We start from the raw sequence: 17103 nt of genomic DNA, 5'->3' as shown, positions 1-17103 counted from the left end.
CTGCCCGGGTCTACCGCATCGCACACATGACCGGCGCCGGTACGCGCGTCGGGCCTCCAGGGAGTGAGTTCGTCTGTCGACCGCCATCCTCACCGGACAGCCGGTCCCCGGATCGTCGCTCGAGGGCGATCTGCGGTCCCTCGGCTTCGACGTGCGGGTCGCCACCGGCACCGGTGACGCCGAGGCCCTCGTCGCCGCCGTGCCGGCGGGCCAGCGGGTCGCGATCGTCGACGCACGCTTCGTGGGGCATCTGCACGCGCTGCGCCTCGGTCTGACCGACCCCCGCTTCCCGGCCGCCGCCGTGCCCGGTGCCGTCACCGCCCAGCCCGCCGCCCGCCAGGCCCTGGCCCGTGCTCTTGCCCGCGAGAACTCCGCCGCGGCCGGCGGTGCGGCCGTGGTCACCGACAACCTCGCCGAGCGCGTCACCGCAGCCCTCGACGCCGACGGGATCCCGGTCCACCGCCCCGAACTCGGCACCCTGGTCGCCGCCGTCCCCACCGACCCGCAGTCCCGCAACGAGGCACGGCAGGCGGTCGCCGCCGTCGACGACGAGGCCGTCCGGCTGCGCAGCGCCGTCAAGGCCCGCGACGGGTTCTTCACCACCCACTTCATCAGCCCGTACTCGCGCTACATCGCGCGCTGGTGCGCCCGCCGCGGTCTGACCCCCAACCAGGTCACCACCGCCTCGCTGCTCACCGCCCTCATCGCGGCGGCCGCCGCGGCCACCGGCACCCGCGGCGGGTTCGTCACGGCCGGCGTCCTGCTGATCCTGTCCTTCGTCCTGGACTGCACCGACGGCCAGCTCGCCCGCTACTCCCTGCAGTACTCGACGCTCGGCGCCTGGCTGGACGCCACCTTCGACCGGGTCAAGGAGTACGCCTACTACGCGGGCCTCGCCCTCGGCGCCGCGCGCGGCGGCGACGACGTGTGGGCGCTCGCGCTCGGCGCGATGCTCCTGCAGACGTGCCGGCACGTGGTCGACTTCGCGTTCAGCGAGGCCAACCACGACGCGACCGCCAACACCAGCCCCACCGCGGCCCTCTCCGACCGCCTGGACAGCGTCGGCTGGACGGTGTGGGTGCGCCGGATGATCGTTCTGCCGATCGGGGAGCGCTGGGCGCTGATAACCGTCCTGACGGCCGCCACCACCCCCCGTATCACCTTCGTCGTGCTGCTCATCGGCTGTGCGTTCGCGGCGACGTACACCACGGCGGGCCGGGTGCTCCGGTCGGTGACGCGCAAGGCGCGCCGCACCGACCGGGCGGCTCGGGCGTTGGCGGACCTCGCGGACGGCGGGCCGCTCGCCGAGCTGCTGACACGCATCGCGCGCCGGGTGTCCCTGCGAGCACCCGCCTGCACCGCACTGGTCGGCGGCGCCGTCGTCGTGCTCGCGGCCTCGCTCGCCGGATACGGCAGCTGGTGGCCCGTCCTGGGCGCCGTCCTCTACGTGCTTCAGTCGCCCCTGGCCCTCGCCCGGCCCCTCAAGGGCCCCCTCGACTGGCTCGTCCCCCCGCTCTTCCGGGCCGCCGAATACGGCACCGTCCTCATCCTCGCGGCGAAATCCGGAGTGAACGGAGTGCTACCGGCGGCTTTCGGACTCGTGGCGGCTGTCGCCTACCATCACTACGACACGGTGTACCGCATCCGCGGCGACGCCGGCGCGCCGCCGCACTGGCTGGTGCGCGCGATCGGGGGGCACGAGGGCCGGACGCTGCTCCTCACGGTTCTGGCCGCAACTCTCACCGCGGCCCAGTTCAAGGTCGCCCTCACGGCCCTCGCCGGGTACGTGGCCCTCGTGGTGCTCGTCGAGAGCATCCGCTTCTGGGTGGCCGCACACAAGGACGGCGCACCCGCCGTACACGATGAAGGAGAACCCGCATGATCGGCCTCGTGCTGGCGGCCGGCGCCGGACGGCGCCTGCGCCCCTACACCGACACTCTGCCCAAGGCTCTGGTGCCGGTGGGGCCCGAGGGCGCGGAGGACAACCTCACGGTCCTGGACCTCACGCTCGGCAACTTCGCCGAGGTGGGCCTGACCGAGGTCGGCGTCATCGTCGGCTACCGCAAGGAGGCCGTGTACGAGCGCAAGGCGGCCCTGGAACAGAAGTACGGCCTGAAGCTCACCCTGATCGACAACGACAAGGCCGAGGAGTGGAACAACGCCTACTCGCTGTGGTGCGGCCGTGACGCCCTCAAGGACGGCGTGATCCTCGCCAACGGCGACACCGTCCACCCGGTGTCGGTCGAGAAGACCCTGCTCGCCGCCCGCGGCGACGGCAAGAAGATCATCCTCGCCCTCGACACGGCGAAGAACCTCGCCGACGAGGAGATGAAGGTCGTCGTCGACCCCGAGAAGGGCGTTCGGCGGATCACCAAGCTGATGGACCCGGCCGAGGCGACCGGCGAGTACATCGGCGTCACCCTCATCGAGGGGGAGGCCGCCGAGGAGCTGGCCGACGCGCTCAAGGCCACCTTCGAGCGCGACCCGCAGCTGTACTACGAGGACGGCTACCAGGAGCTCGTCAACCGCGGCTTCAAGATCGACGTGGCGCCGATCGGCGACGTCCCGTGGGTCGAGATCGACAACCACGACGACCTGGCCCGGGGGCGGGAGATCGCGTGCCGGTACTGACGAGGCTCATCCCCTCGCCGGTCGTCGTCGACATCCGCCCGGGTGCCCTCGACGACCTGGCGGGCGTGCTCGCGGACGAGCGCATCTCCCACTCGGGGAAGCTCGCCGTCGCGGTCAGCGACGGCTCCGGCGCCCGCCTGCGGGAGCGGCTCTCCCCGAGCCTGCCCGGCGCCACCTGGTACGAGGTCGGCGGCGGCACCCTCGACGACGCGGTCCGGCTGGCCGGCGAGATGAAGTCCGGCCACTACGACGCGCTCGTGGGCCTGGGCGGAGGCAAGATCATCGACTGCGCCAAGTTCGCCGCGGCGCGCGTCGGCCTGCCCCTGGTCGCCGTGCCCACGAACCTCGCGCACGACGGCCTGTGCTCCCCGGTCGCCACCCTCGACAACGACGCGGGCCGCGGTTCGTACGGTGTGCCGAACCCGATCGCGGTCGTCATCGACCTCAACGTGATCCGCGAGGCACCCGCCCGTTTCGTGCGCTCCGGTATCGGCGACGCCATCTCGAACATCTCCGCGGTCGCGGACTGGGAGCTGGCCAACCGCGTCAACGGCGAGAAGATCGACGGCCTCGCCGCGGCCATGGCCCGGCAGGCCGGCGAGGCCGTCCTGCGCCACCCCGGAGGCATCGGCGACAACGACTTCCTCCAGGTCCTCGCCGAGGCGCTGGTCCTCAGCGGCATCGCCATGTCCGTGTCGGGCGACTCCCGCCCCTCCTCCGGGGCCTGCCACGAGATCAACCACGGCTTCGACCTGCTGTTCCCCAAGCGCGCGGCCGCCCACGGCGAACAGTGCGGCCTGGGCGCCGCCTTCGCGATGTACCTGCGCGGAGCGCACGAGGAGTCGGCGTTCATGGCCCAGGTCCTGCGCCGGCACGGGCTGCCCGTGCTGCCGCAGGAGATCGGCTTCACGGTGGACGAGTTCGTCCGGGTCGTGGAGTACGCCCCGCAGACCCGGCCCGGCCGCTACACGATCCTCGAACACCTCGACCTGAAGCCCGAACAGATCAAGGACACCTACGCCGACTATGTCAAGGCCATCGGTAGCTGAACTCCGGCCCGTCGTGCACCCCGCAGGGGTGAAGGACCGGCGCAGCGGCGAACACTGGATGGGACGCCTCTACATGCGAGAGGTGTCCCTGCGGGTCGACCGCTACCTGGTCAACACCAGGGTCACGCCCAACCAGCTCACATACCTGATGACCGTCTTCGGCGTGCTCGCGGCCCCGGCACTGCTCGTGCCGGGGATCCCGGGCGCCGTGCTCGGCGTGGTGTGCGTCCAGCTGTACCTGCTGCTGGACTGCGTCGACGGGGAGATCGCGCGCTGGAAGAAGCAGTACTCGCTGGGCGGGGTGTACCTGGACCGCGTCGGCGCCTACCTCACCGATGCCGCCGTGCTCGTCGGCTTCGGTCTGCGCGCCGCCGACCCGTGGGGCAGCGGCCGTATCGACTGGCTGTGGGCCTTCCTCGGGACGCTGGCCGCGCTCGGCGCCGTCCTGATCAAGGCCGAGACCGACCTGGTCGGCGTGGCCCGGCACCAGGCCGGGCTGCCGCCGGTGAAGGAGGCCGCCTCGGAGATGCGCTCCTCCGGCATGGCACTGGCCCGCAAGGCCGCCGCCGCGCTCAAGTTCCACCGGCTGATCCTGGGCATCGAGGCGTCCCTGCTGATCCTGGTCCTGGCGATCGTGGACACGGTGCGGGGCGACCTGTTCTTCGAGCGGCTCGGCGTGGCCGTGCTGGCCGGCATCGCGCTGCTCCAGACGGTCCTCCACCTCGTGTCCATCCTCGCCTCCAGCAGGCTGAAGTGAGCGGCTCCGCACAGGGCGGTGCCACCCCGGGCGGCACCATGAAGGTCGGGGCCGTCGTCATCACGATGGGCAACCGCCCGGCCGAGCTCCGCGCCCTCCTCGACTCGGTGGCCAAGCAGGACGGCGACCCGGTCGAGGTGGTCGTGGTCGGCAACGGCTCCCCGGTCCCGGACGTCCCCGACGGCGTCCGCACGGTCGAGCTGCCCGAGAACCTCGGCATCCCCGGCGGCCGCAACGTCGGCATCGAGGCCTTCGGCCCCGGCGGCACCGACGTCGACGTGCTGCTCTTCCTCGACGACGACGGCCTGCTCGCCCGCACCGACACCGCCGAGCTGTGCCGCGAGGCCTTCGCCGCCGACCCTCGGCTCGGCATCATCGGCTTCCGCATCGCCGACCCCGACACCGGCGAGACCCAGCGCCGCCACGTGCCCCGGCTGCGCGCCTCCGACCCGATGCGCTCCTCGCGGGTGACCACCTTCCTGGGCGGCGCCAACGCCGTCCGCACGAAGGTGTTCGCCGAGGTCGGCGGCCTGCCGGACGAGTTCTTCTACGCCCACGAGGAGACCGACCTGGCCTGGCGGGCCATGGACGCGGGCTGGATGATCGACTACCGGTCGGACATGGTGCTGTACCACCCCACGACCGCGCCCTCCCGGCACGCGGTCTACCACCGGATGGTCGCCCGCAACCGGGTGTGGCTCGCCCGCCGCAACCTGCCCGCCGTCCTCGTTCCGGTGTATCTGGGTGTCTGGATGCTCCTGACGCTGCTGCGCCGTCCCTCGCGGGCCGCCCTGAGGGCCTGGTTCGGCGGCTTCCGGGAGGGCTGGACGACCCCCTGCGGGCCCCGCCGGCCCATACGGTGGCGTACGGTCTGGCGGCTTACCCGACTGGGCCGGCCCCCGGTGATCTGACAAGCTCGGTACTCGGAAGCCAGCGGGCGGGGGCCCACATCGCGGCTCCCACCCGAGCGCGGGCCGTCCGCGCATCCCGAAAAACGGAGAGTCTGCCAACCTGTGAGTGAGACAACGCATGACGGGCGCGTCGCGGTGACCGCCGGCCCGTCCGCCGATGGCGGGCTGAGCCCGGCCGAGCTGGCCGCCAAGTACGGCCTGTCGGTCAGCGGTGCCCGGCCCGGACTCGTCCACTACGTCCGCCAGCTGTGGGGACGGCGTCACTTCATCCTCGCCTTCTCGCAGGCGAAGCTCACCGCCCAGTACAGCCAGGCCAAGCTCGGCCAGCTGTGGCAGGTCGCCACCCCGCTGCTGAACGCGCTCGTGTACTATTTCATCTTCGGGCTGATCCTGAAGGCCAGCCGGGGCATGTCGCACGGGACGTACATCCCGTTCCTCGTGACCGGCGTGTTCGTGTTCACCTTCACCCAGAGCTCGATCATGGCGGGCGTCCGGGCCATCTCCGGCAATCTGGGTCTGGTGCGGGCCCTGCACTTCCCGCGTGCCTCGCTGCCCATCTCGTTCGCGCTGCAGCAGCTCCAGCAGCTGCTCTTCTCGATGATCGTGCTGTTCGCCGTCGCCATCGGGTTCGGCAGCTACCCGAGGCTGTCCTGGCTGCTGATCGTCCCGGTCCTGGTGCTGCAGTTCCTCTTCAACACCGGCCTGTCCCTGATCGTGGCGCGGATGGGTGCCAAGACACCGGACCTCGCGCAGCTGATGCCCTTCATCCTGCGCACCTGGATGTACGCCTCCGGTGTCATGTTCTCCATCCACACCATGCTCGCCGGCCGCCCGGGATGGGTCGTCCGCGCGCTGCAGGCGAACCCGGCCGCCGTCTACATGGACCTGATGCGCTTCGCGCTCATCAAGAACTACGGCGCCGCCAACCTCCCTCCGCACGTGTGGGCCATCGCGCTGTTCTGGGCCGTCGTCGTCTTCGCCGGCGGGTTCGTGTACTTCTGGAAGGCGGAGGAGCGGTACGGCCGTGGCTGAGCAGAACACCGGGGCGAGGGTGCCCACCGTCATCGCCGACGACCTGCACATCGTCTACCGCGTCAACGGTGCCAGGACCGGCAAGGGCAGCGCGACCGCCGCTTTGAGCCGCATCCTCAAGCGGGGCTCCGACGATGCGGCGCGCGGTGTCCGCAGGGTGCACGCGGTCAGGGGAGTGTCGTTCGTCGCCTACCGCGGCGAGGCCATCGGCCTGATCGGCTCCAACGGCTCCGGCAAGTCCACCCTGCTGCGCGCCATCGCCGGACTGCTGCCCCCGGAGAAGGGCAGGGTCTACACCGACGGCCAGCCCTCGCTGCTCGGCGTCAACGCGGCCCTGATGAACGACCTGACGGGCGAGCGCAACGTCATCCTGGGCGGTCTGGCGATGGGTATGTCCCGGGAGGAGATCAAGGCCCGCTACCAGGAGATCGTCGACTTCTCGGGCATCAACGACAAGGGCGACTTCATCACCCTGCCGATGCGCACCTACTCCTCCGGCATGGCCGCCCGGCTTCGCTTCTCCATCGCCGCCGCCAAGGACCACGACGTCCTCATGATCGACGAGGCCCTCGCCACCGGCGACCGCGCCTTCCAGAAACGGTCCGAGGACCGCATCCGGGAACTGCGCAAGGAGGCGGGCACGGTGTTTCTGGTCAGTCACAACAACAAATCCATCCGTGACACCTGCGACCGCGTCCTGTGGCTGGAACGCGGTGATCTCCGGATGGACGGCCCCACAGAAGAGGTCCTCAAGGAGTACGAGAAGTTCACGGGCAAGTAATCCACACCGCCCCGGGCCCCGTCGCAACGTTTCGGCGGGGCCCCGCGTCTGCAAAGGAAACGTCAACTCGGGCTTTTCTCAGGAATCTTGGCGCCAATCGGTGTGTTGTTGTGATGTGCAGGACACCCCGCCGAAGCTTCCTGCGTTGTACAACGTAAGCTGTAACGGTGCTGATTCGCGGCAAGTGGGGCGATAATGCCATACACCCCCACACCTGTCGCGCTGCACGGGCAGCCGGGCGGCGTGTCCGAAAGAGGATGTATTGGGTCGGCGGTGTAGAACGGGAGATGTGACGGCAATGGCTACGGAAAGTCTCCAGCTCCGCGGGACATGCGCCGTCTCCGCGTCGGGCGGCGAGCGGTGACGCTAGCCGGGACGGCGCGCACCGGCGACCCGGAGCGCGGCACCCTCGACAAGGCCGTGGACGAGAACTTCCCCGTGGCACCGTTCTTCCTGCCGAGGGCCTGGCGGGAAGACCTCATGGCCGTCTACGGCTTCGCCCGGCTGGTCGACGACATCGGTGACGGCGATCTCGCCCCCGGTGGGTCCGACGCCCGCCTGCTCGGCGTGTCGCCCGAGGAGGCCGAGGACCGCCTGATCTTTTTGGACGCCTTCGAGGCCGATCTGCGCCGGGTCTTCGACGCGACACCCCGTCACCCCCTCCTGCGCCGGCTGCAGCCCACGGTCCGGCGCGCCGGCCTCACCCCCGAGCCGTTCCTCGGCCTGATTGCCGCCAACCGCCAGGACCAGCTCGTCAAGCGGTACGAGACGTACGACGACCTCCTCGCCTACTGCGAACTCTCCGCCAACCCGGTCGGCCGCCTCGTCCTCGCGGTGACCGGCACCTCCACCCCCGAGCGAGTCCGCCGCTCCGACGCGATCTGCACGGCGCTGCAGATCGTCGAACACCTGCAGGACGTCGCCGAGGACCTCGGCCGCGACCGCGTCTATCTGCCCGCCGCGGACATGAAGCGCTTCCACGTGCAGGAGGCGGACCTCGCCACACCCACAGCGGGCGCATCGGTGCGCGCACTGGTCGCGTACGAAGCAGAACGCGCCCGCGATCTCCTGAATGAAGGCGCCCCCCTGGTGGGTAGCGTCCACGGCAGGCTGAAGCTGCTGCTCGCGGGCTTCGTGGCGGGAGGAAGGGCGGCCATCCACGCGATCGCCGCAGCGCACCACGACGTACTTCCCGGCCCGCCCAAGCCCGGCAAGCTCCGGTTGCTGCGCGAGGTGGGCGTGACTCTGCGAGGAGAGGGGTGATCCGGACCGTGGAGTCGGAAGAACACGTGTCCCCACCGGTACTCGCCGCGTACCGCTACTGCGAGGCCGTGACCGGGCAGCAGGCCCGTAACTTCGCCTACGGGATCAGGCTCCTGCCGACGCCGAAGCGCCGCGCGATGTCGGCGCTCTACGCGTTCTCCCGGCGTGTCGACGACATCGGTGACGGCGCGCTGGCGGCCGACGTCAAGACGGCACGGCTGGAGGAGACCCGCGCGCTGCTGGCCCGTATCCGCGACGAGGAGGTGGCCGAGGACGACACCGACCCGGTCGCGGTCGCCCTCACCCATGCCGCCCGGCACTTCCCGATCCCCCTCGGCGGCCTCGACGAGCTCATCGACGGCGTCCTGATGGACGTACGCGGCGAGACCTACGAGACCTGGGACGATCTGAAGGTCTACTGCCGTTGTGTCGCCGGGGCCATCGGACGGCTCTCGCTCGGCGTGTTCGGCACGGAACCGGGGGCGCGCGGCACCGAGCGCGCGCCGGAGTATGCCGACACGCTCGGGCTCGCGCTGCAACTCACCAACATCCTCAGGGACATCCGTGAGGACGCCGAGGACGGGCGCGTCTACCTTCCCGCCGACGACCTGGCCAAGTTCGGCTGTTCGGCCGGGTTCCACGGACCGACCCCACCGGAGGGCTCCGACTTCGCGGGCCTCGTGCACTTCGAAGTGCGTCGGGCCCGCGCCCTTTTCGCCGAGGGCTACCGGCTGCTGCCCATGCTCGACCGGCGCAGCGGCGCCTGTGTCGCCGCCATGGCCGGCATCTACCGCCGGCTCCTGGACCGTATCGAGCGCGAACCGGAGGCCGTGCTGCGCGGCCGGGTCTCGCTGCCCGGGCGTGAGAAGGCGTACGTCGCTGTCCGCGGCCTGTCGGGGCTCGACGCGCGGAACGTGTCCCGACGGACCGTCAGGAGGCGTGTGTGATCGACACCCCGGAGAGCACGCACCTCACGCCGCTCCTTGACGGGCAAACGTTGCCCGCCGCGGCACTCGCCGCCTCTGAAAAGCGGCAGGCAACCCTCCGGTGCGGCGCGGCGTCCCTGACTGCGACGGCCTGCCGTGCATCGTTCAAGCACCACGGTGGACCGGCACGGGAGGAAGCACGATGAGCGACGGCACCCAGGCGGAGGACCCGGTCGCGGACACCGCGGGTCACCGCGGCATGCCGTCCTCGCCCGGGACGTCCGCCGTGGTGGTCGGGGGCGGGCTCGCCGGGATCACGGCCGCGCTGGCGCTCGCCGACGCCGGGGTGCGGGTCACCCTGCTGGAGGGACGGCCTCGGCTCGGCGGACTCGCGTTCTCCTTCCACCGCGGCGACCTGACCGTCGACAACGGTCAGCACGTCTACTTGCGCTGCTGCACCGCGTACCGCTGGTTCCTCGACCGCATCGACGCCTCCACGCTCGCGCCCCTGCAGGATCGTCTCGACGTGCCCGTCCTCGACGCGAACGCCGCACCGGGACGGCGGCTCGGCAGACTCCGGCGCGACGCGCTGCCCGTTCCCCTGCATCTCGGGCGCAGCCTGGCCACCTATCCGCATCTCTCGCTCGCCGAGCGCGCCAAAGTGGGGCGTGCCGCACTGGCGCTCCGGGCACTGGACCTCGCGGACCCCGCGCTCGACGCGCAGGACTTCGGCAGCTGGCTGGCCGCGCACGGTCAGTCGGCGCGTGCCGTCGAGGCACTGTGGGACCTGGTCGGGGTCGCCACCCTCAACGCGGTGGCCGGCGACGCCTCGCTCGGGCTCGCCGCGATGGTGTTCAAGACGGGCCTGCTGTCCGACCCGGGCGCGGCCGACATCGGCTGGGCACGCGTCCCGCTGGGCGAACTGCACGACCGGCTGGCCCGCAAGGCGCTCGACTCCGCGGGCGTCCGTACCGAGGTCCGTACACGCGCCACCTCCATCTCCACTGACGAAAACGGCCTCTGGAGCGTTCAGGTTCCCGGCGAGCGCATCGAAACGGACGCCGTCGTGCTCGCCGTACCGCAGCGCGAGGCCCACGATCTGCTGCCCCCCGGCGCCCTGGAGGCCCCCGAGCGGCTGCTGGACATCGGCACCGCGCCGATCCTCAACATCCATGTCGTCTACGACCGCAAGGTGCTCAACCGCCCGTTCTTCGCGGCCCTCGGGTCCCCGGTCCAGTGGGTCTTCGACCGCACCGAGGCCTCCGGACTGCGCGAGGGCCAGTACCTGGCGCTGTCGCAGTCGGCGGCCCAGGGGGAGATCGACGAGCCGGTCGCCGTACTCCGCGAGCGCTATCTGCCCGAGCTCCAGCGGCTGTTGCCCGCCACCTGCGGCGCCCAGGTGAAGGACTTCTTCGTGACCCGGGAGCGCACGGCGACGTTCGCCCCCAGCCCCGGCGTCGGGCGCCTCAGGCCCGGTGCCCGCACCAAAGCCCCCGGCCTCTGCCTGGCCGGAGCGTGGACCGCCACGGGGTGGCCCGCGACCATGGAGAGTGCGGTCCGCAGTGGCATCAGTGCGGCGGGCGCCGCACTCGGCGCGCTGGGCCGGTCCGGCGCCCACCTCCCCGATCTCTTCGAGGAGGCGGCATGAGCGTCGATTCGCCGGCAACAGGCCCCCGCACCCCCGGTATCGCAACAAGAGGAGAGACCGTGCCCACTGTGCCCCCGGCCGAGACGGCCGCCCCGAGGACCGCGGTGGACGTGTCCGCGCTCCTGGAGCGCGGCCGGACCCTGGCCACCCCGGTGCTGCGGTCGGCCGTCGACCGCCTGGCGCCGCCGATGGACACCGTCGCCGCCTACCACTTCGGCTGGATCGACGCCCAAGGCAACCCCGCGGACGGCGACGGCGGCAAGGCCGTGCGCCCCGCGCTGGCCCTGCTGTCCGCCGAGGCCGCCGGCCGGGCCCCCGAGGTGGGTGTGCCCGGCGCGGTCGCGGTCGAGCTGGTGCACAACTTCTCCCTGCTGCACGACGACCTGATGGACGGTGACGAGCAGCGCCGCCACCGCGACACCGTGTGGAAGGTGCACGGCCCCGCACAGGCCATCCTGGTCGGCGACGCGCTCTTCGCCCTGGCCAACGAGGTGCTGCTGGAGCTCGGCACCGTCGAGGCCGGGCGTGCCACCCGCCGGCTGACCACCGCCACCCGCGCCCTGATCGACGGTCAGGCCCAGGACATCTCCTACGAGCACCGCGAGCGGGTCACCGTCGCCGAGTGCCTGGAGATGGAGGGCAACAAGACCGGCGCCCTGCTCGCCTGCGCGTCCTCCATCGGCGCGGTCCTCGGCGGCGCGGACGACGCGACGGCCGACACGCTGGAGAAGTACGGCTACCACCTCGGCCTCGCCTTCCAGGCCGTCGACGACCTCCTCGGCATCTGGGGCGACCCGGAGGCCACCGGAAAGCAGACCTGGAGCGATCTGCGCCAGCGCAAGAAGTCGCTGCCGGTCGTGGCCGCGCTGGCGGCGGGCGGAAAAGCCTCCGAGCGGCTCGGCGAGTTGCTCGCAGAGGACGCCAAGAGCAGCGACTTCGAGAACTTCTCCGAGGAGGAGTTCGCCGCGCGCGCCGCGCTCATCGAGGAGGCCGGCGGCCGGGAATGGACCGCTCAGGAGGCGCGTCGCCAGCACGCGATCGCCATCGAAGCCCTGGACGCCGTCCGGATGCCCCCGGAGGTGCGCGACCGCTTCACGGCGCTCGCCGACTTCGTCGTCGTACGAAAGAGATGATCAGTATCGTTCGAATACACCTCGCGTAGTCGCCGGCCGATGCCCTGAGCGCACGAGCACCGGCCGACGGCGGACCCACAGCAGCACGATTTCGCACGACTGCACGAAGGGGAAGCCATGACAGCGACGACCGACGGAAGCCCCGGGGCCCTGCCGCCCCGTGCTGCCTCGGCCAGCGAAACCAGCGAACCGATCCCGGGGGCGGCCGGGGCCGGGGGCACTCGAGACGCCGCCGAGCGCGCCATGCGGCGCGCCACAGACTTCCTGCTCGCGCGGCAGGACGCCCAGGGCTGGTGGAAGGGCGACCTCGAGACCAACGTCACGATGGACGCCGAGGACCTGCTGCTGCGTCAGTTCCTCGGCATCCTTGACGAGAAGACCACCCACCCCGCCGCGCTGTTCATCCGCGGCGAGCAGCGCGACGACGGCACCTGGGCCACCTTCTACGGCGGACCCGGCGAACTGTCCACCACCATCGAGGCGTACGTCGCCCTGCGCCTGGCCGGCGACGCGCCGGACGAACCCCACATGGCCAAGGCGTCCGCCTGGATCCGCGAGCAGGGCGGCATCGCCGCCGCCCGTGTCTTCACCCGGATCTGGCTCGCCCTGTTCGGCTGGTGGAAGTGGGAGGACCTGCCCGAACTCCCGCCGGAGCTGATCTGGTTCCCGAAGTGGATGCCGCTGAACATCTACGACTTCGGCTGCTGGGCACGGCAGACCATCGTGCCGCTCACCATCGTCTCCGCCAAGCGTCCGGTGCGCCCCGCGCCGTTCCCGCTCGACGAGCTGCACACCGACCCGGACCACCCCGACCCGGAAAGAGACCTCGCCCCGGTGGCGAGCTGGGACGGGGTCTTCCAGCGGCTCGACAGGGCGCTGCACCAGTTCCGCAAGGTCGCCCCGCGCCGGCTGCGCAGAGCCGCCATGAACACCGCCGCCCGCTGGATCATCGAGCGACAGGAGAACGACGGCTGTTGGGGCGGGATCCAGCCGCCCGCGGTCTACTCGGTCATCGCCCTGCACCTGCTCGGCTACGACCTCCAGCACCCGGTGATGCGCGAGGGCCTCGCCTCGCTGGACCGTTTCGCCGTCTGGCGCGAGGACGGCGCCCGCATGATCGAGGCGTGCCAGTCCCCGGTGTGGGACACCTGTCTCGCGACCATCGCGCTCGCCGACGCGGGGGTGCCTGCCGACCACCCGCAGCTGGTCAAGGCGGCCGACTGGATGCTGGGCGAGCAGATCGTCCGGCCCGGCGACTGGTCGGTGCGCCGGCCCCAGCTGCCGCCGGGCGGCTGGGCGTTCGAGTTCCACAACGACAACTACCCCGACATCGACGACACCGCCGAGGTCGTCCTCGCGCTGCGCCGGGTCGAACACCACGACCTGGACCGGCTGGAGAAGGCCATCGGGCGCGGGGTGCGCTGGAACCTCGGCATGCAGTCGAAGAACGGCGCGTGGGGCGCCTTCGACGTGGACAACACGAGCCCGTTCCCCAACCGGCTGCCGTTCTGCGACTTCGGCGAGGTCATCGACCCGCCGTCCGCCGACGTCACCGCGCACGTCGTGGAGATGCTCGCGGTCGAGGGCCTCGCCCACGACCCGCGCACCCGCCGCGGCATCGAGTGGCTGCTGGCCGAACAGGAGCCGGACGGCTCGTGGTTCGGGCGCTGGGGCGTCAACTACGTCTACGGCACCGGGTCCGTGGTGCCCGCCCTGGTGGCGGCCGGCATCCCCGCGGCGCACCCGGCGATCCGCCGTGCCGTCGCCTGGCTGGAGAGCGTGCAGAACCACGACGGCGGCTGGGGCGAGGACCTGCGCTCCTACAAGGACGCCGGAAAGTGGAGCGGTAGGGGCGCCTCCACCGCCTCGCAGACGGCGTGGGCCCTGCTCGCGCTGCTGGCCGCGGGGGAGAGCGAGAGCAAGGCCGTGGAACGCGGTATCGAGTTCCTCGCGCAGACCCAGAACGAGGACGGCTCCTGGGACGAGCCGTACTTCACCGGCACCGGCTTCCCCTGGGACTTCTCCATCAACTACCACCTCTACCGGCAGGTCTTCCCGCTCACCGCACTCGGCCGTTACGTGCATGGCGAGCCGTTCGCCAAGGCCAAGGGGAGCTGATGAGCGTCAAGCCCGAGCCGACCCCGTTGCTGATCGCCTGCGCGCTCGGCATCGAGCACCTCGCCCTGCGCAGCGGCGGTCACAGCGGCGCGGACGGGCCCGTCACCATACTCCGCACGGGTATGGGACCCCGGGCGGCCGAACGCTCGGTCACCCGGGCGCTCGGCGAGCCGGGCTTCGCTCATGCGGCTGTCCTCGCCACGGGATTCTGCGCGGGACTCGCACCCGGGATGCACCCCGGTGACCTGGTCGTCGCCGAGGAGACCCGGGATCCGCGCGGCACCACGCCGTGCGAGGGCACCGACCTGCTCGTCAAGGAACTCCTGCACGCCGTCCCGGGGCGCACCGTCCACACCGGACCGCTCACCGGCTCGGACCACGTCGTGCGCGGTCAGGAGCGGTCCGAACTGCTCGCGACCGGCGCGATCGCGGTCGACATGGAGTCCGCGGCCACGCTCCTGAGCGCCGTTCGGACGGGCGCCCGCCCGGTTGCGGCCGTCCGGGTGGTCGTGGACGCTCCAGAACATGAACTCGTCCGTATCGGCACTGTTCGCGGTGGAATATCAGCTTTCCGTGTTCTTCGTGCCGTGCTGCCTGTTTTCTTTGAATGGCACCGTTCTTTGCTGCTCCCCAGGAGGTGAGCCAGATGGCCATGCCGCTGCGCCAGTCCATCAAGGTGGCGACCTATCTCTTCGAACAGAAGCTGCGCAGGCGGGACAAGTTTCCGCTCATCGTGGAGCTGGAACCGCTCTACGCCTGCAACCTGAAGTGTGAGGGCTGCGGCAAGATCCAGCATCCGGCGGGGGTGCTCAAGCAGCGCATGCCGGTGGCGCAGGCCGTGGGAGCGGTTCTGGAGTCCGGTGCGCCGATGGTGTCGATCGCGGGCGGCGAGCCGCTGATGCACCCGCAGATCGACGAGATCGTCCGGCAGTTGGTGGCGCGCAAGAAGTACGTCTTCCTGTGCACCAACGCCATGCTGCTGCGCAAGAAGATGGACAAGTTCACGCCGTCCCCGTACTTCGCGTTCGCCGTGCACATCGACGGCCTGCGTGAGCGTCACGACGAGTCCGTGGCGAAGGAGGGCGTGTTCGACGAGGCGGTGGAGGCCATCAAGGAGGCCAAGCGACGTGGCTTCCGGGTCACCACCAACTCGACCTTCTTCAACACGGACACCCCGCAGACCGTCATCGAGGTGCTCAACTACCTCAATGACGACCTGAAGGTGGACGAGATGATGATCTCGCCCGCCTACGCCTACGAGAAAGCACCCGACCAGGAGCACTTCCTCGGCGTCGAACAGACGCGTGAGCTGTTCAAGAAGGCGTTCGCGGGCGGCAACCGCGGCCGCTGGCGGCTCAACCACTCGCCGCTGTTCCTCGACTTCCTCGAGGGCAAGGTCGACTTCCCGTGCACCGCCTGGGCGATCCCGAACTACTCCCTCTTCGGCTGGCAGCGGCCCTGCTACCTGATGAGCGACGGGTACGTGCCGACGTACCGGGAGCTGATCGAGAAGACCGACTGGGACAAGTACGGCCGCGGCAAGGACCCGCGCTGCGCCAACTGCATGGCGCACTGCGGCTACGAGCCCACCGCCGTCCTCGCCACCATGGGCTCCCTGAAGGAGTCCCTGCGGGCCATGCGCGAGACCGTCCAGCAGAACAACGGGTGACGTGATGACCGCCGTTCCTCTGGGCGTCCCCGAGGTACCGGTCCGGCCGATCGCCGAGCGGCGCATGTCGCGGCAGATCCATGTCGGGCCGGTGGCGGTCGGGGGCGGGGCCCCGGTGTCGGTGCAGTCGATGACGACGACCCGTACGTCGGACATCGGCTCCACCCTGCAGCAGATCGCGGAACTCACCGCCTCCGGCTGCCAGATCGTCCGCGTCGCCTGCCCCACGCAGGACGACGCGGACGCCCTCGCCACGATCGCGCGCAAGTCGCAGATCCCGGTGATCGCCGACATCCACTTCCAGCCGAAGTACGTGTTCGCGGCGATCGAGGCGGGCTGCGCGGCCGTTCGGGTGAATCCCGGCAACATCAAGCAGTTCGACGACAAGGTGAAGGAGATCGCCCGGGCGGCCAAGGACCACGGCACCCCGATCCGGATCGGGGTGAACGCGGGTTCCCTGGACAAGCGGCTGCTGAAGAGGTACGGCAAGGCGACCCCGGAGGCGCTGGTGGAGTCCGCGCTGTGGGAGGCCTCGCTCTTCGAGGAGCACGACTTCCGGGACATCAAGATCTCCGTCAAGCACAACGACCCGGTCGTGATGATCGAGGCCTACCGGCAGCTCGCCGCCCAGTGCGACTACCCGCTGCACCTCGGCGTGACGGAGGCCGGTCCCGCCTTCCAGGGCACGATCAAGTCGGCGGTGGCGTTCGGCGCGTTGCTGTCGCAGGGCATCGGCGACACGATCCGGGTGTCGCTGTCGGCGCCTCCCGCCGAGGAGGTCAAGGTCGGCATCCAGATCCTTCAGTCGCTGGGCCTCAGGCAGCGGCGCCTGGAGATCGTCTCCTGCCCGTCCTGCGGGCGCGCCCAGGTCGACGTGTACAAGCTCGCGGACGAGGTCACCGCCGGCCTCGAGGGCATGGAGGTGCCGCTGCGGGTCGCGGTCATGGGCTGTGTGGTCAACGGCCCCGGGGAGGCACGGGAGGCGGACCTGGGGGTCGCCTCCGGCAACGGCAAGGGCCAGATCTTCGTCAAGGGTGAGGTCGTCAAGACCGTGCCCGAGTCGAAGATCGTGGAGACCCTCATCGAGGAGGCGATGAGGATCGCCGAACGGATGGAGAAGGACGGCGTCGGGCCGGGAGCGCCGGCCGTCACCGTGAGTTGAACAGCACGGACCGAGAGGGGGCC

General features: G+C 70.8%; 16 protein-coding genes. All 16 read left to right on the top strand.

The features are described 5' to 3' along the window. Positions 1-73 precede the first annotated feature (73 nt). The 16 genes from AB0N14_RS15065 to ispG all read left to right on the top strand — a co-directional run bounded on the left by AB0N14_RS15065 (position 74) and on the right by ispG (position 17080). Positions 74-1882, top strand: a complete 1809-nt coding sequence (locus AB0N14_RS15065) for a DUF5941 domain-containing protein (protein WP_366026179.1) — start codon at positions 74-76, stop codon at positions 1880-1882. Further along, on the top strand, positions 1879-2631 hold the full coding sequence (locus AB0N14_RS15060; protein ID WP_366026074.1) for a phosphocholine cytidylyltransferase family protein: 753 nt from the start codon (positions 1879-1881) through the stop codon (positions 2629-2631). The genes AB0N14_RS15065 and AB0N14_RS15060 overlap by 4 nt, the downstream gene beginning before the upstream one ends. Beyond that, positions 2619-3680, top strand: coding sequence for an iron-containing alcohol dehydrogenase family protein (locus AB0N14_RS15055; protein WP_366026073.1), 1062 nt, complete (start codon positions 2619-2621; stop codon positions 3678-3680). Before AB0N14_RS15060 ends, AB0N14_RS15055 begins: the two co-directional genes overlap by 13 nt. Next, complete coding sequence (locus tag AB0N14_RS15050) at positions 3658-4437, top strand: CDP-alcohol phosphatidyltransferase family protein (protein ID WP_366026072.1); 780 nt, start codon at positions 3658-3660, stop codon at positions 4435-4437. The genes AB0N14_RS15055 and AB0N14_RS15050 overlap by 23 nt, the downstream gene beginning before the upstream one ends. A 38-nt stretch (positions 4438-4475) precedes the next feature. Next, on the top strand, positions 4476-5348 hold the full coding sequence (locus tag AB0N14_RS15045; RefSeq protein ID WP_366026178.1) for a glycosyltransferase: 873 nt from the start codon (positions 4476-4478) through the stop codon (positions 5346-5348). 102 nt (positions 5349-5450) lie between these two features. Beyond that, positions 5451-6380 carry an ABC transporter permease gene (locus AB0N14_RS15040; protein WP_366026071.1) on the top strand — a complete coding sequence of 310 codons (930 nt, stop codon included), beginning with the start codon at positions 5451-5453 and terminating at the stop codon, positions 6378-6380. Then, positions 6373-7161 carry an ABC transporter ATP-binding protein gene (locus AB0N14_RS15035; RefSeq protein WP_366026070.1) on the top strand — a complete coding sequence of 263 codons (789 nt, stop codon included), beginning with the start codon at positions 6373-6375 and terminating at the stop codon, positions 7159-7161. Before AB0N14_RS15040 ends, AB0N14_RS15035 begins: the two co-directional genes overlap by 8 nt. A gap of 360 nt (positions 7162-7521) precedes the next feature. Further along, positions 7522-8424 carry a squalene synthase HpnC gene (hpnC, locus tag AB0N14_RS15030; protein ID WP_366026069.1) on the top strand — a complete coding sequence of 301 codons (903 nt, stop codon included), beginning with the start codon at positions 7522-7524 and terminating at the stop codon, positions 8422-8424. Then, on the top strand, positions 8421-9371 hold the full coding sequence (hpnD, locus tag AB0N14_RS15025) for a presqualene diphosphate synthase HpnD (RefSeq protein ID WP_366026068.1): 951 nt from the start codon (positions 8421-8423) through the stop codon (positions 9369-9371). The genes hpnC and hpnD overlap by 4 nt, the downstream gene beginning before the upstream one ends. After that, a complete protein-coding gene (locus tag AB0N14_RS15020) occupies positions 9368-9556 on the top strand; it encodes a DUF6380 family protein (RefSeq protein WP_366026067.1) in 189 nt (62 codons plus the stop codon). Before hpnD ends, AB0N14_RS15020 begins: the two co-directional genes overlap by 4 nt. Positions 9557-9609: 53 nt before the next feature. Beyond that, positions 9610-10998, top strand: a complete 1389-nt coding sequence (gene hpnE, locus AB0N14_RS15015) for a hydroxysqualene dehydroxylase HpnE (RefSeq protein WP_366026177.1) — start codon at positions 9610-9612, stop codon at positions 10996-10998. After that, the gene (locus AB0N14_RS15010) at positions 10995-12131 is read left to right on the top strand and encodes a polyprenyl synthetase family protein (protein WP_366026066.1); all 1137 of its coding nucleotides are present in this window, start codon (positions 10995-10997) and stop codon (positions 12129-12131) included. The genes hpnE and AB0N14_RS15010 overlap by 4 nt, the downstream gene beginning before the upstream one ends. A gap of 117 nt (positions 12132-12248) precedes the next feature. Beyond that, positions 12249-14249, top strand: a complete 2001-nt coding sequence (shc, locus tag AB0N14_RS15005) for a squalene--hopene cyclase (protein WP_366026065.1) — start codon at positions 12249-12251, stop codon at positions 14247-14249. After that, entirely contained in the window at positions 14249-14890 is a 642-nt protein-coding gene (locus tag AB0N14_RS15000; protein WP_366026064.1) for a 1-hydroxy-2-methyl-2-butenyl 4-diphosphate reductase, read from the top strand. The genes shc and AB0N14_RS15000 overlap by 1 nt, the downstream gene beginning before the upstream one ends. Positions 14891-14895: 5 nt before the next feature. Continuing rightward, positions 14896-15918 (top strand): adenosyl-hopene transferase HpnH, encoded by a 1023-nt coding sequence (hpnH, locus tag AB0N14_RS14995; RefSeq protein ID WP_366026063.1) that lies wholly within the window; start codon positions 14896-14898, stop codon positions 15916-15918. A 4-nt stretch (positions 15919-15922) separates the two neighbouring features. Then, positions 15923-17080 (top strand): flavodoxin-dependent (E)-4-hydroxy-3-methylbut-2-enyl-diphosphate synthase, encoded by a 1158-nt coding sequence (gene ispG, locus AB0N14_RS14990; RefSeq protein WP_366026062.1) that lies wholly within the window; start codon positions 15923-15925, stop codon positions 17078-17080. Positions 17081-17103: the final 23 nt, after the last annotated feature.

The sequence above is a fragment of the Streptomyces sp. NPDC051104 genome (assembly GCF_040682835.1).
GTDB classification, from domain to species: domain Bacteria; phylum Actinomycetota; class Actinomycetes; order Streptomycetales; family Streptomycetaceae; genus Streptomyces; species Streptomyces cynarae.
Note: the sequence above shows the minus strand (reverse complement) of the source record. Positions and strands in the feature narration are given on the sequence as shown.

What these genes read in the sequence shown, in the direction of transcription:
- ispG (WP_366026062.1), top strand. Translation starts at nt 15,923, where the DNA reads ATGACCGCCGTTCCTCTGGGCGTCCCCGAGGTACCGGTCCGGCCGATC.
- AB0N14_RS15000 (WP_366026064.1), top strand. Translation starts at nt 14,249, where the DNA reads ATGAGCGTCAAGCCCGAGCCGACCCCGTTGCTGATCGCCTGCGCGCTC.
- AB0N14_RS15060 (WP_366026074.1), top strand. Translation starts at nt 1,879, where the DNA reads ATGATCGGCCTCGTGCTGGCGGCCGGCGCCGGACGGCGCCTGCGCCCC.
- AB0N14_RS15050 (WP_366026072.1), top strand. Translation starts at nt 3,658, where the DNA reads ATGTCAAGGCCATCGGTAGCTGAACTCCGGCCCGTCGTGCACCCCGCA.
- hpnE (WP_366026177.1), top strand. Translation starts at nt 9,610, where the DNA reads ATGCCGTCCTCGCCCGGGACGTCCGCCGTGGTGGTCGGGGGCGGGCTC.
- shc (WP_366026065.1), top strand. Translation starts at nt 12,249, where the DNA reads ATGACAGCGACGACCGACGGAAGCCCCGGGGCCCTGCCGCCCCGTGCT.
- AB0N14_RS15010 (WP_366026066.1), top strand. Translation starts at nt 10,995, where the DNA reads ATGAGCGTCGATTCGCCGGCAACAGGCCCCCGCACCCCCGGTATCGCA.
- hpnH (WP_366026063.1), top strand. Translation starts at nt 14,896, where the DNA reads ATGGCCATGCCGCTGCGCCAGTCCATCAAGGTGGCGACCTATCTCTTC.
- AB0N14_RS15045 (WP_366026178.1), top strand. Translation starts at nt 4,476, where the DNA reads ATGAAGGTCGGGGCCGTCGTCATCACGATGGGCAACCGCCCGGCCGAG.